12 protein-coding genes are annotated in these 12,558 nt (G+C 64.4%); 9 read left to right on the top strand and 3 right to left on the bottom strand.

Annotated elements, in window-relative coordinates; genetic code table 11:
- Positions 1 to 73: 73 nt before the first annotated feature.
- Together WG899_RS17370 and WG899_RS17375 are read right to left on the bottom strand one after the other, a co-directional pair.
- Entirely contained in the window at positions 74 to 754 is a 681-nt protein-coding gene (locus WG899_RS17370) for a YidX family protein (RefSeq protein ID WP_339596912.1), read from the bottom strand.
- 110 nt (positions 755 to 864) lie between these two features.
- A complete protein-coding gene (locus WG899_RS17375) occupies positions 865 to 3,570 on the bottom strand; it encodes a helix-turn-helix transcriptional regulator (protein ID WP_339596913.1) in 2,706 nt (901 codons plus the stop codon).
- 254 nt (positions 3,571 to 3,824) lie between these two features.
- Between WG899_RS17375 and WG899_RS17380 the strand changes: the two genes are divergently transcribed.
- The 4 genes from WG899_RS17380 to WG899_RS17395 all read left to right on the top strand — a co-directional run bounded on the left by WG899_RS17380 (position 3,825) and on the right by WG899_RS17395 (position 6,748).
- Positions 3,825 to 4,115 (top strand): DUF2249 domain-containing protein, encoded by a 291-nt coding sequence (locus WG899_RS17380; protein WP_339596914.1) that lies wholly within the window; start codon positions 3,825 to 3,827, stop codon positions 4,113 to 4,115.
- A 64-nt stretch (positions 4,116 to 4,179) separates the two neighbouring features.
- The gene (locus WG899_RS17385; RefSeq protein WP_339596915.1) at positions 4,180 to 5,442 is read left to right on the top strand and encodes an NnrS family protein; all 1,263 of its coding nucleotides are present in this window, start codon (positions 4,180 to 4,182) and stop codon (positions 5,440 to 5,442) included.
- A gap of 27 nt (positions 5,443 to 5,469) precedes the next feature.
- Positions 5,470 to 5,985 (top strand): RrF2 family transcriptional regulator, encoded by a 516-nt coding sequence (locus tag WG899_RS17390; RefSeq protein WP_339596916.1) that lies wholly within the window; start codon positions 5,470 to 5,472, stop codon positions 5,983 to 5,985.
- A 154-nt stretch (positions 5,986 to 6,139) separates the two neighbouring features.
- Positions 6,140 to 6,748 carry an HAD-IA family hydrolase gene (locus WG899_RS17395; RefSeq protein ID WP_444718865.1) on the top strand — a complete coding sequence of 203 codons (609 nt, stop codon included), beginning with the start codon at positions 6,140 to 6,142 and terminating at the stop codon, positions 6,746 to 6,748.
- A gap of 4 nt (positions 6,749 to 6,752) precedes the next feature.
- On the opposite strand, the gene WG899_RS17400 is transcribed toward WG899_RS17395, so the two are convergent.
- Entirely contained in the window at positions 6,753 to 7,376 is a 624-nt protein-coding gene (locus WG899_RS17400; protein ID WP_339596918.1) for a chalcone isomerase family protein, read from the bottom strand.
- A gap of 434 nt (positions 7,377 to 7,810) precedes the next feature.
- Here WG899_RS17400 and trpE point away from each other — a divergent pair, with 434 nt between their 5' ends.
- The 5 genes from trpE to WG899_RS17425 are packed head-to-tail and all read left to right on the top strand — an operon-like array spanning position 7,811 to position 12,519.
- Complete coding sequence (trpE, locus tag WG899_RS17405) at positions 7,811 to 9,310, top strand: anthranilate synthase component I (protein ID WP_339596919.1); 1,500 nt, start codon at positions 7,811 to 7,813, stop codon at positions 9,308 to 9,310.
- Between the two features lie 2 nt (positions 9,311 to 9,312).
- On the top strand, positions 9,313 to 9,897 hold the full coding sequence (locus WG899_RS17410) for an anthranilate synthase component II (protein ID WP_339596920.1): 585 nt from the start codon (positions 9,313 to 9,315) through the stop codon (positions 9,895 to 9,897).
- Positions 9,898 to 9,903: 6 nt separating this feature from the next.
- Positions 9,904 to 10,944: a low-specificity L-threonine aldolase gene (gene ltaE / locus WG899_RS17415; protein ID WP_339596921.1), complete on the top strand. Its 1,041-nt coding sequence runs from the start codon at positions 9,904 to 9,906 to the stop codon at positions 10,942 to 10,944.
- 13 nt (positions 10,945 to 10,957) lie between these two features.
- Positions 10,958 to 12,004, top strand: a complete 1,047-nt coding sequence (trpD, locus tag WG899_RS17420) for an anthranilate phosphoribosyltransferase (RefSeq protein ID WP_339596922.1) — start codon at positions 10,958 to 10,960, stop codon at positions 12,002 to 12,004.
- On the top strand, positions 12,001 to 12,519 hold the full coding sequence (locus tag WG899_RS17425; RefSeq protein WP_339596923.1) for a hypothetical protein: 519 nt from the start codon (positions 12,001 to 12,003) through the stop codon (positions 12,517 to 12,519). Before trpD ends, WG899_RS17425 begins: the two co-directional genes overlap by 4 nt.
- Positions 12,520 to 12,558 lie beyond the last annotated feature (39 nt).

Consider the following 12,558-nt stretch of genomic DNA (forward strand, 5'->3'; position numbering starts at 1 on the left):
GTGCTAACTAGCCGAAGGGACAGGTCTTGCGGGGATACCCTGAATCGCTGTCTCGCCGGTGACAGGGGCAACCCTAGGGCTTGGCTGTTTGGAGCGAAGGGCGCTTTTCGCGCGACAAAAAGATCAGCGGAATCAGCAGCGGCGCCAGGGCCACAAAATAGATCAGCAGGACGCCGTCGGACGCCACGGTGACGGGCGTCACCAGGCCATCCACCGCTTGTTGGCCGCTGGTTTCTTCTGCTTCGACGCTGACTGCATAGCTGTGGCTCAGCTTGGTTTGGCTGCGCGCCGCGCGGAAAGTGTTGCCCACCACATAGCGCTTGCCACTGAGTTGGTTGTCCAGCGTCCAGCTGCCGTCGGCTTGCGGCTTGAAGCCGAAGGCCTGCGCCTGTTGTGCTTCGTCCGGGTTCAAGTCGGCGGGCAGTTGCAGGCTGTAGCTGCCGCGGGTCTGGCCGTCCAGGGCGACGTGGAAGGGCGTGATCTTGGCGCTGATGCGGGGCTTGAGCGGGAAGTCGTTCAGGCGCACCAAGTCGGTGGTCGCCTGGAACAGGTAGTGGTATCGCTCGCCCAGCACCACGATCTGCGTCTGGTCTTGGGAGATCAGCAAGCTTGAGACCTGCTCGGTGTAGCTGCGGGTTTTGGGCTGGCTGGGGTTGGCAGGACCTGCGGGATCGTTGCTAACGGCGCAAGCCCCCAGGCTGCCGACCAGGGGCGCGAGGCTCCAGGCCAACAGGCGTCGGCGAACAGGATTCATCAAGGGTTCCGGGCAATGCCGTGGTGAGCTTCAGTGAGCGCCACTCTAGGGAGGGGCGAGCTCTCTGTCGCCTGTCCATTCGGATGGTCTGGATCGGGTCTTGATGCGCTTCAGCTGACCCAGCCGCGTTCGCGCGCAATAAAGACCGCGTGGGTGCGGTTGCGGGCGTCGAGCTTGTGGTTGATGTTGCGCAGATGGAACTTCACCGTCGGCTCGGAGATATGCAGGCTGTTGGCAATCAGCTTGTTGGGCATGCCGGCGGACAGGCATTGCAGAATTTGCAGCTCACGGGGCGAGAGCCCGCAGTCGCTTGCTGGGGCGGGCGGGGCGCTTGTGGGGGGCGCAGCAGTGGGCTGCTCGTTGTCGGGCAGCAGGAGGGGGGCGCTCATCTCCTCGGCGTCGCTGCCCAGGATCAGGTTCACCAAGGCACGCAGGCGCGGAGCCTGGGCCGGCGGAACCAGGCTTGAGTGGCGCAGCCGCTCCAGCAGGGCAATCAGCTGTGGGCCCTCTTCCAGATAGGTGGCGCGCAGCGCCAGTTCACCGTCGGTCAACACCAGCTCCGACAAGAGCCGCAGGGCCTCGTCTTCCTGTTGCAGCGTGGCCAGGGCTTGCGCCTGCAGCAGGCCCAGTTTCAGTTGGCGGCGGCGCCGGCCCAGTTGTTGTGCCTTGGGTCGCTTGATCTTGCAGGCGGCCAGCACTTCTTCTGCTCGGCCATCGCGCAGGCCCAGGCGCAGGCCGGCCAGGGCCTGGTCCTCTACATCATTGATCGGCGTCATGCGGTCGGCAGCAAAGTCCCAGGCTGCCGGCAATAGGCTCAGCCGTTCCGGTGCCAGCGGGTGGCCGTGGTCGAACTGGTGCACGACCTGGTATTGCTGCTCCAGCCGCATCGGCGCCACGATGCGTATCAGGCCCAGGGTACGGCCCAACTCGGTGCCGGAGTGGATCAGCGCAGCCGCTTCGGCGTACTGGCCGGCGCGGCAATGGGCGCGCGACAAGATGCGGTGCGCGATCACGATGGCATCCAGAAACACCAATTCGGCGGACAGGTCCAGGTACTCGCGCGCCAGACTTTCGGCGCGTTCGAATTCCCCCAACTCGTACAGCGCGCCGGCCAAGTACACGCCCACATAGGCGCAGCTGGCGCTGTGGCGACCGCTGACGCGACTGAGTTCGGCCAGCGCCGGCTCAAGCCGCGCGATCACCTGCAAGGCGCGGCCCTGGGCCAGCAGCGTGTAGGTGCTGATGCCGTAGCTGAAGGTGGTGCCGTAAACACTGCCCATGCGCTTGAACAGCTGCAGCGAACGGTCCGAGTTGTCGATGGCGGCTTCAAAGCGATGCGAGCACAGGTCAACATAGGCGCTGATGCCGCGGAAGGTGGCCTCGCTCAGTCCGCCCAGGGCCAGCACCTCCTGGTTGTGCAGCGCGGCCTCGCATTCGGCCAGGCGGTCCATCAGCACCAGCGACAAGGGGCTCAGCAGCCGGTACTCCGGCATGGTCTGCACCGCCGGTTCGTGCTTCAGCTGCTCGGCCAATTCGCTGGCCTTGGCGTATTCGTAGCGAAAGATGTGTGCCCAGCTGAGCGCCACCAGCAGCTCCGGGTGGCTGGCTTGTTGCGCCGGCGGAATCTGCGCCAGCCAGTGGCGGCAGGTGCTGATATGGCCGCGCGCCAGCGCCTGCCACACATGGCCCACCAAAATGGTGCAGGCCTGTTCATGGTTGCCGGCGGCCAGTGCATGGTCGACGGCCGCGCCGGGGTCACCGGCCTGCAAAAACCAGTCGGCCGCACGTTGATGCAGGCCGGGCAACCAGTTCGGGTGGTCTTCGCCGAGCTTGCGCAGCAGGAACTCGGCAAACAAGGGGTGGTAGCGAAACTCGGTGCCGGCCGCGCCCATGCGCAGCACGAACAGACCTTGTTGCTCGAGTTGGCGCAAGAGCGTGGCCGCGTTGCTGATCTGGCAGACCGCATTGCAGATGCCGGGGCCGAGCTGCTTGATGAAGCTGGTTTGCAGCAGAAAGCTCTTGATCTCCTCGGCCTGGTCCCAGAACACCTCTTCGTAGAGGTAACGGCCAATGTCGGCGGTCTGCTCGCAGAAGTTTTCGATGAAACCGCGCTTGTCGCCTCGGCCCTTCAAGGCCAACGCAGCGAGTTGCAGGCCGGCCGGCCAGCCTTCGGTGGCGTGCAGCAGGCGGCGCACGCTGGGGGCGTCCAGTTGCAGCTGATGGCGTTGGTTCAAAAAGGTCTCGGCCTGTTCGAAGTCGAAGCTCAGCTCGGTCATGCCAATTTGCAGCAGGCGACCCTGTGCCTTCAGCTTGTACAGGCGCAAGAGCGGCGCGCTGCGGGCGCTGATGAAGAGCTTGCACTGCGGCGGCAGGCGCTCGATCAAGCGCTGCATCAGGTCGACGGCGCGGGCCTCGCGCAGGTGATCGAAGTCGTCCAGAAAGATGGCGGTGGGCCGGTTCAAGGCGGCTACCGCGTCCAGCACATCCTGGCCCAGGCGCGAGCCGGTGTAGCGGGCGTCCATCAAATTGGGCAGCGGCTGGGTCTGTTCGCTGTGGCTGCCGGCGGGCAGTGCGGAGTCGAGCAGGGCGCACAGGCGCTCGACGTGGTTGTCATCGGCGCTGAGTTGGATCCAGGCGGTGGCAAAGCCTTTTTCCTGCAGTCGCTCATGCAAGCTCAAGAGCGCGGTGGTCTTGCCAAAGCCGGCCGGGGCGATGGCCAAGACCAGCGACACCTCGGCGCACTCTTCCAGCCAGGCGGCGAGATTGGGGTTGTCGACCAGATGGCGGCTGAGTTGCGGAGCGACGAGCAGGGTCATGGGACTGAGGAGGGGGCGGGGGAGGCGGCGCGGACAGGGTGTGCGCGCCGGGTGCGCGCGGGAAATATTCGTCTGGGGCCGCGAGCGTAATCGATTGTGACGGTCTCGCTCCTGCGTGAAAGTCTGTAGAGCCCGCCGCCACAGGGTTGGAATCGTGAGGCCCTTGCTTAAAGCTTCATTTTAAATATTGCTTTAATAGGTGGCCTGCTGCACAATAGATTCATCCAATATGAAACTTTAAAAAGGCAAGCCCGATGAACAGCATTCTTGAGCCGGTTGAATCTGGCCTGACCGTGATTGACGTACGCCAGATCCCGCCCTACGAGCGGCATGCGCGCATCTTTGCTGCGTTCCAGCAACTGGAGCCCGGTGCGGCCTTCGAGTTGGCCAGCGACCATGAACCGCTGCCGCTGAAGGCGCAGTTCCAGGCTCAATGGCCGGGCCAGTTTGAATGGACGGTGCTGGAGGGCGGGCCGGTTCAATGGCTGGTGCGCATTGCGCGCAAGGGCGCCGGCAAGAGCTGCTGCGGCTGCTGCGGCGGCTGAGTTGGCCACGCCGCACCGGCTTGGCCGCTGCGGCAATCTCGCAACTTCATTCAGGCAACTCCTTATGGCCCGCAGCATGCCCATCCTGCCGCCGACGCCGCGGCCCGCGTCCGGCGCTTCTTCGCCCTTCATTCCGCTGCAAGAGGCCAAGCGCGCGCCGCCGCCGCGCGGTTTGGCGCTGTGGGACTTGGGCTTCCGGCCCTTCTATCTGTTGGCGGCGCTCTTGGCCCTGCTGAGCGTGCCGATGTGGGTTTTGCAGTTCTCCGGCTTGCTGCCGCAGGCGCTGCTGCGCGGCTCGGTCTGGCATGCCCATGAGATGGTGTTCGGCTATGCGCTGGCGGTGGTGATTGGCTTTCTGTTCACCGCCGGGCGCAACTGGTCGGGGCAGGACACGCCGACCGGCAAGCCCTTGATGGCGCTGGCCCTGCTCTGGCTGCTGGCACGGGTATTGGTGCTGACGCCCTATGCCGTGCCTGCCATGTTGGTCAACGTGGCCGTGCCCTGGTGCGCGGCCTGGGGGCTGTGGCGAGCGCTGCACGCCGGCCAAAACAGCCGCAACTACTTTTTTGTGGCCTTGCTGCTCTTGATAGGCGTCGCCGCCGCGGCCCTGCATATGAGTCTATTGGGTTGGGTGCCGCCGGCCGCGGCCCATGTCTTGCAAGGCCTCGGCCTGCCAGTGGCGCTGGATGTGCTTTTGTTCATGATCGCGGTGATGGCCGGGCGGGTGGTGCCGATGTTCTCCAACAACGGCGTGCCGGGCCTGAAGGCGACGCGGCAGCCGCATGTGGAGCAGGCCGCGCTCGGCTCGGTGCTGGCACTTTTGTTGATGGATGGTTGGGGCGTCGGCGGCTGGCCGCTATTGGCCGTCTTGCTCTTCGCCATGGTGGCGCACGGCGTGCGCCTGGCGCTGTGGCAACCCTGGGGCACCCTGCGTCATCCGCTGGTTTGGGTGCTGCACGCCGCCTACGCTTGGCTGCCGATTCACCTGGCCCTGCGCGCCTCGGCCCAGCTCGGCTGGACGCCGGCCGGCCCGGCCACCCATGCGCTGACGCTGGGCCTTATCGGCATGATCACTTTGGGCATGATCACCCGTACCGCACTGGGGCATACCGGTCGGCCCTTGAAGGCAGGGGCTGTTGAACGCTGGGCCTATCTGGCGATGCTGCTGGCGGCCCTATTGCGGGTTTTTGGCCCGCTGCTTGCGCCGACAATGCTGCTGCGCAGTGCTCAGCTGTCGGCCGCCTTGTGGTGTCTGGCTTTTGGGCTCTATTTGTGGCGTTACACGCCGATGCTGCTGCGGCCGCGGGCCGACGGCCAGCCCGGCTGACCCGACCTTGAATCCAGGACCTGCCCGATGCGTTTGACCGCGATGACCGACTATGCCCTGCGCATGCTGATTTATCTCGGCATGAATCCCGATCGCTTGTGCACCACCGCCGAGATCGCGCAGGCCTACGACGTGTCCGAGGCGCACCTGACCAAGATCACCCACCAGTTGGGGCAGCAGGGCTGGATCGCCACCGTGCGCGGCAAGGGCGGCGGCATGCGTCTGGCCATGGCTCCGCAAGACATCCGTATCGGCGCCTTGGTGCGCGCCGTCGAGCCTGACTTTGCGTTGGTGGAGTGCCTGGGCAGCGGCAACAGCTGCAAGCTGAACGGCTATTGCCGCTTGACCGGCATCCTGGGCGAGGCCTTGAACGACTTCCTGGCCCGACTGGACCGCCACACCTTGGCCGAACTGCTGGGCCCAGGCTCGCCCGGCCAGGCGGAGATGCCCGGCCTGCTCAAGGCCGTGACCATGACCCTGCCGGCGCGTGGCGAGGCCCAGAAACCGGTAGCGAAAAGATCGGCCAAGGCGGGCGCCGACTGATCCGGCCGCCCTCGAGAGTCCGAGGCGGGTGACGGCCGCTACGGTCTCTACGGTCTAATACGGCGCATCTTGTGACTAGCGCAATCCATCTGTGAACTCGCCGACCTTGCCTCACCATGGCCCGCAGGCCTTCATCCTCGATCTCGACGGCACCATGGTGGATACCTTGGGGGATTTTGTGGCGGTGTTGGAGCGCGTGTTGGCCGAGCTGGGCCTGCCGGTGGTGGACCGAGCCTTTGTCGAGAAGACGGTGGGGCGCGGCAGTGAGCACTTGATTCGCACGTGCCTGGCGCAGGTGGGCGGATCGCCCGAGGTCTATGAACAGGCGTGGGCGCTGTACCAACAGCAATACCGCGCCTTGAATGGCCAGTTCGCCGAGGTCTATCCGGGCGTGCGCGAAGGCCTCGTGCGCCTGCGTGAGTTGGGCTTGCCGATGGCCTGCCTGACCAACAAGCCGGCAGCCTTTGCCCGTGACTTGCTGCGCGTCAAAGGCTTGGATGGCTTTTTTGACCAAGTATTTGGCGGCGACGATTTCGAGCGCAAAAAGCCCGATCCCTTGCCCTTGCTGAAAACCTGCGAAGCCTTAGGGTCTATGCCCGCTCGGACCTGGATGATCGGCGACTCCAGCAACGATGCGCAGGCGGCTCATGCGGCGGGTTGCTCCGTGGTGCTGGTCAGTTATGGCTACAACCATGGCGAGCCGATTCGCCAGGTGCCGGCCCAGCAATATGTGGACCGGCTGGATCAGATCGTGCTGGGCTGAGGGCTCAGCTGCGACCGGCGCGCTCGCGCACGATGCCCAGCAGGGCGTCTTTGAGTTGATCGTCGGCCGGTGACTTGCCCAGCCAGATGCGCAGCAGGGCCGAGAAGAACTCAGGCTCCTTGATCGGCGCGCCTTGGGGCTTGCCGTTCAAGAGCACCACCGAGCCGGTGCCGGGGATGTAATCGATGGAGAAGTGTTCTCCCGTCGTCAGGCTCTTGCGGCTGGCGAAGACTTCGGCCACGCGCAGCACGCCGTTGATGGCTTTGCCAAACTCTTCGCGCGGTGCGTTTTGCTCCATGCCCTTGGTGAAGAGGCGACCCAACTCATTGCCGTCCACCTCGCGCAGCATCACGATGTGCAGGCGCTTAGGGCCAGGCGCGGCCAGCACGGCCTCGGTGCTGTTGGCTTTGCTGCCCAAGTACAGGCCGGCGGTGTAGACCTTGAAGACGGCTTTGTAGCGGATGCCGGCGCCGTTCAGTTGCAGCACTTGGCCGCCCACATTCAGGCTGGGCTCGTACTTGACGCCAGCCAACTCGACCGCTGTAGCCGTGGCGGGCGCTTGAGCCTGCGCGGTCAAGGGCTGTTGCAGGCCCAAGGCCAGCAGCGTTGCGAATAGAAGATTGCGCATCTTGTCGATTGTTCCGGTTCGGTGGGGCCGCACTTGCGTAGCGCGCGACGCAGAGCGAGTATGGCCCGAAGCCCCTGGCCTTGTCTGCGCTGGATGTCACAGGAGGCTGATACACTGATTTCATCATGTTCATCACGCGCAAGCACATCAAGGGGTCTCACGACCGGGGAGCCTGGCCCTGGCGTCGCCAGCCCGACTTCGTCTGAAGAAGACGCTTGCTGCTTGCCCGCCGCACCTTGCGTGTGCGGCGAAAATTCCACTGATCTCTCCTTGCGCCTGACATGGCGCATTGTCTTGCGCAAGCTTGCGCCGAGCCCGACCGGGGCCGCCCAGAGATCAGGCTTGTCAGCCAAGCGCCCTGATGCTTTGTTTTCGCGGCCTCTCGCGACCCCATGAAAAGGTGTCCGCCGGGCCGCAAGGGTTTGAAAGAACTGATGATGACCGAACTTGAATTCAAGAGCCTGGCGGCTTCCGGCTACAACCGCATCCCGCTGATCAGCGAGGCTTTTGCGGACCTTGAAACCCCGCTGTCCCTCTACCTGAAGCTGTGCGCTGGCGCCGGCGCTTATGGCGGCAAATCGGGACGCAACAGCTTTTTGCTGGAATCGGTGGTCGGCGGTGAACGCTTTGGGCGCTACTCCTACATCGGCCTGCCGGCCCGCACCGTGCTCAAAAGCAGTGGCCAGCGTACCGAGATCATCACCGACGGGCAGGTGGTCGAGACCCATGAGGGCAATCCGCTGGACTTCATCGAGCAGTACCAGCAGCGCTTCAAGGTGGCGCTGCGCCCCGGTATGCCGCGCTTTTGCGGCGGCCTGGCCGGCTACTTCGGCTATGACGCGGTGCGCTACATCGAGCCCAAGCTGGCGCACACCGAAAAAACCGGCGGCGTGGGCACGCCCGATGTGATGCTCTTGCAGTGCGAAGAGTTGGCGGTGATCGACAACCTGTCGGGTCGTCTTTACCTGATCGTCTATGCGGATCCCGGCCAGCCCGAGGCCTTCCACAAGGCCAAGAAGCGCTTGACCGAGTTGCGGGATAAGCTGAACTACAGCGTCTCGGCGCCCACGGTGAAGCGCGGTCTGGCCCACCCGGTGGAGCGCGAATTCGCCAAGGCCGACTATCTGGCCGCCGTGCAAAAAGCCAAGGACTACATCGCCGCTGGCGACATGATGCAGGTGCAAGTGGGCCAGCGCCTGCGCAAGCGCTACACCGAGTCGCCACTGAGCTTGTACCGCGCGCTGCGTTCGCTGAACCCCAGCCCGTACATGTATTTCTACGATATGGGCGAGTTCCAGATCGTGGGCGCCTCGCCGGAAATTCTGGTGCGCCAAGAGACCACCGCGGACGGCGAGAAGGTCACCATCCGACCGCTGGCCGGCACCCGGCCGCGCGGCGGCACGGTGGAAAAAGACCTGGCGCTGGAAAAAGAACTGAAGGCCGACCCCAAGGAGTTGGCCGAGCATTTGATGCTGATCGATTTGGCGCGCAACGACATTGGCCGCATCGCCAAGATCGGTTCGGTCAAGGTGACCGACGCCTTTGTGGTGGAGCGCTATTCGCATGTGATGCACATCGTCAGCAATGTCGAAGGCACGCTGACCGAGGGCTGCAGCAATCTGGATGTGCTCAAAGCCACTTTCCCGGCCGGCACGCTGACCGGTGCGCCCAAGGTGCGGGCCATGGAAATCATTGACGAACTGGAGCCCGTCAAGCGCGGCATTTATGGCGGCGCGGTGGGTTGCCTGAGTTTTGCCGGTGATATGGACCTGGCCATTGCCATCCGCACCGGCATCGTCATGGACGAAGCGCTCTATGTGCAGGCCGCAGCCGGCGTGGTGGCCGACTCGGTGCCCGAGCTGGAATGGCAAGAAACCGAGGCGAAGGCACGAGCGCTGATTCGCGCGGCTGAATTGGTTGAGGAAGGATTCTGATCATGTTGTTGATGATTGATAACTACGACAGCTTCACCTTCAATCTGGTGCAGTACTTCGGCGAACTCGGGGCCGAGGTGAAGGTGGTGCGCAATGATGAGATCTCCATCGAAGAGATCGCCGCGCTCAAGCCCGACCACTTGGTCTTCTCGCCCGGCCCCTGCTCGCCAGCCGAGGCGGGCATCTGCGTGCCGGCCATCCAGCACTTTGCTGGCAAGCTGCCTATTCTTGGCGTTTGCTTGGGGCATCAAAGCATGGGTGCGGCCTTCGGCGCCAAGATCGTGCGGGCTAAGCATCAGATGCATGGCAAGGCCTGCGTGCTCAGCACCGATCAAAAAGGCGTTTACAAAGGCCTGCCTGCTGAGTTCAGCGTCATCCGCTATCACTCGCTGGTGATCGACGAAGCGACGCTGCCGCCCGAGTTCGAGATCACTTCGCGCAGCGATGACGGCGAGATCATGGGGGTGCGTCACCGGGCTTTGGCCGGCAGCGCCACCCCGATGGAAGGGGTGCAGTTCCATCCCGAATCCATCCTCAGCGAGCATGGTCATGCGATGCTGAAGAACTTCCTGACCCTGGCCTTGTAATTCGCCATGGCAGCCTTGATTGATTTACGCAGCGACACCGTCACCAAGCCGACGGCGGGCATGCGGGAAGCGATGGCGGCCGCGCCGCTGGGCGACGATGTGTTTGGCGACGACCCCAGCGTCAATGCCTTGCAAGAAGCCTTGGCCGAGCGGCTTGGCTTTGAGGCGGCGCTGTTTTTCGCCAGTGGTACGCAGAGCAATCTGTGCGCCTTGATGAGCCACTGCCAGCGCGGCGATGAGTACATCGTCGGCCAGTTCGCCCACACCTACCGCTGGGAAGGTGGGGGCGCGGCGGTGCTGGGTTCCATTCAGCCTCAGCCCTTGAACCATCAGCCGGATGGCTCGCTGAGTCTGGCCGACATCGCGGCCAATATCAAACCCGATGACTTCCACTTCGCCCGCACCCGCTTGCTGACGCTGGAGAATACCATCCGGGGTCAGGTCTTGCCTTTGGACTATCTGGCCCAGGCTTCAAGCTTGGCGCTCAAGCATGGCCTGAGTCGGCACTTGGACGGCGCGCGTTTGTTCAATGCGGCAGTGGTTGGCGCCGGTGCAGGCGGCGACCCCTACGCCTCCGCGCGCGCCATCACTCAGCATTTCGACAGTGTCTCGGTCTGTTTCTCCAAAGGCCTGGGCGCGCCGGTGGGCTCGGTCTTGTGTGGCTCGCAGGCATTCATCCAACAAGCGCGGCGCTGGCGCAAGATGGTCGGAGGCGGCATGCGCCAGGCCGGCCTGCTGGCGGCTGCGGCGCACTATGCGCTGGACCATCAAGTGGCGCGTTTGGCCGAAGACCATGTCTTGGCCCAACGCCTGGCCGCCGGCCTGCAAGGCATTGAGGCGCTGGCGGTGGAGGCGCCGCAGAGCAATATCGTGTTTGTGAGCGTCAAGTCCGAGGCGGCTGAGCGCGCAGCCGGCTTGTTGCCGCATCTGAAGTCGCGTGGCGTGCTGGCCACCGGCATTTATCAGCTGCGTTTTGTCACCCATTTGGATGTGGACGCGGCCGGCATTGACCGCGCCGTGACCGCCGTGCGCGAATACTTCGCTTGAGAGGAAATTGACCGTGCCGATTACCGATACCGAAGCCCTGACCCGCGTCATCGAACACCGCGAGATCTTCCACGACGAGATGTTGACGCTGATGCGCCGCATCATGGCCGGCGAAATGTCGCCCGTCATGTCGGCCGCCTTGCTGGCCGGGTTGCGCGTCAAGAAGGAAACCATTGGCGAGATCACCGCCGCCGCGCAGGTGATGCGCGAGTTGTCGAACAAGGTGCCGCTGCCGCAGCCCGTGAACCCCAATCTGGTCGATGTGGTGGGCACCGGCGGTGATGGCGCCCACACCTTCAATATCTCGACCTGCTCGATGTTTGTGGCTGCCGCGGCTGGCGCGCAAGTGGCCAAGCATGGCAACCGCAGCGTCTCCAGCAAGACCGGCAGTGCCGATGTGCTGGAGGCTCTGGGTGCCAACATCATGCTGACGCCGGCCCAAGTGGCTGAGTCGATTGCGCAGACCGGCATCGGCTTTATGTTCGCGCCGAATCACCATCCGGCGATGAAGAACATCGCGCCGGTGCGCCGCGAAATGGGTGTGCGCACCATCTTCAACATCCTGGGCCCGCTGACCAATCCGGCTGGTGCGCCGAATATCTTGATGGGCGTGTTCCACCCCGATTTGGTCGGTATTCAGGTGCGGGTGATGCAGCGCCTGGGCGCCGAACATGCGCTGGTTGTCTACGGCAAGGACGGCATGGACGAGATCTCGTTGGGCGCCGCCACTCTGGTGGGCGAGCTGAAAAACGGCGAGGTGCGCGAGTACGAGATCCACCCGGAAGACTTTGGTCTGGCCATGGTGTCGAACCGCAGCCTGCGGGTCAGTGGGCCGGAGGAGTCACGGGTCATGTTGCTGGGCGCCCTGGCCAATGAAGAAGGGCCGGCGCGCGACATCGTCATCTTGAATGCTGGCGCCACGCTTTACGCCGCCAATCGTGCCGGCTCCATCGCCGAGGGCATTGGGCTGGCGCGCGCGGCCATCGCCAGCGGCGCGGCGCGGGCCAAGCTGAATCAGTTTGTCGGCGCCACCCAAACCCTGGGAGCTGCGGCGGCATGAGGTCGAATGCCGCCCTGCTGCGCCGACTGCTGAGCGAGGCGGAGGCATCGGACAGCCTGGTGCTGCCTTTACTGGAGCCGCATCCGGCTGCGCTGATCGTCGGGCTGGCGGGCACCGCGCTGGGCCTGGCCACCGTGCGCGTTGAGGGCATGCCCTTTGTGCGCGAGCTTGGCTGGTTGGCCTTGTCTTTGGTGGTGGCCGGCATGCTGATGTATGTGCTGATGCAGAGGCCCGGCATCGGCTGGCGTATCGGCTTGGCCGACGCGCGGGTCGAACCGGTCGGCCAAGCCGGCGCACCGGCGGTGCTGAAGGGCGCCGGCTGGAAGCTGCTGTGCATTGCCGGCTCCAAGCGCCAGTCGCTGGCGCTGGAGTTCCGCCATGTCGATGGCGGACGGCCCTTGCGCGTCTTTCAAACCCGCGCCAATGCCGGGCGCGCCGAGCATGCGTTGATCAGCCAGTTGGCTGATGTGATGGCTCGGCGCCTGGGTGTGGAACGGGCCGGGTTGAGTTTGTGAAACAGATGAGAACGCCTCGCTTGTGAAGAGCAAGAGGCT

The sequence above is a fragment of the Paucibacter hankyongi genome, from assembly GCF_037482915.1.
GTDB classification, from domain to species: Bacteria; Pseudomonadota; Gammaproteobacteria; order Burkholderiales; family Burkholderiaceae_C; genus Paucibacter_A; species Paucibacter_A hankyongi.

Bases quoted from the DNA above. Each gene is read 5' to 3' on its own strand.
- WG899_RS17400 (WP_339596918.1), bottom strand. From the start codon at position 7,376: ATGCGCAATCTTCTATTCGCAACGCTGCTGGCCTTGGGCCTGCAACAG.
- WG899_RS17385 (WP_339596915.1), top strand. From the start codon at position 4,180: ATGGCCCGCAGCATGCCCATCCTGCCGCCGACGCCGCGGCCCGCGTCC.
- WG899_RS17380 (WP_339596914.1), top strand. From the start codon at position 3,825: ATGAACAGCATTCTTGAGCCGGTTGAATCTGGCCTGACCGTGATTGAC.
- WG899_RS17375 (WP_339596913.1), bottom strand. From the start codon at position 3,570: ATGACCCTGCTCGTCGCTCCGCAACTCAGCCGCCATCTGGTCGACAAC.
- trpE (WP_339596919.1), top strand. From the start codon at position 7,811: ATGATGACCGAACTTGAATTCAAGAGCCTGGCGGCTTCCGGCTACAAC.
- WG899_RS17425 (WP_339596923.1), top strand. From the start codon at position 12,001: ATGAGGTCGAATGCCGCCCTGCTGCGCCGACTGCTGAGCGAGGCGGAG.
- WG899_RS17390 (WP_339596916.1), top strand. From the start codon at position 5,470: ATGCGTTTGACCGCGATGACCGACTATGCCCTGCGCATGCTGATTTAT.
- ltaE (WP_339596921.1), top strand. From the start codon at position 9,904: ATGGCAGCCTTGATTGATTTACGCAGCGACACCGTCACCAAGCCGACG.
- WG899_RS17410 (WP_339596920.1), top strand. From the start codon at position 9,313: ATGTTGTTGATGATTGATAACTACGACAGCTTCACCTTCAATCTGGTG.
- WG899_RS17370 (WP_339596912.1), bottom strand. From the start codon at position 754: ATGAATCCTGTTCGCCGACGCCTGTTGGCCTGGAGCCTCGCGCCCCTG.
- WG899_RS17395 (WP_444718865.1), top strand. From the start codon at position 6,140: ATGGTGGATACCTTGGGGGATTTTGTGGCGGTGTTGGAGCGCGTGTTG.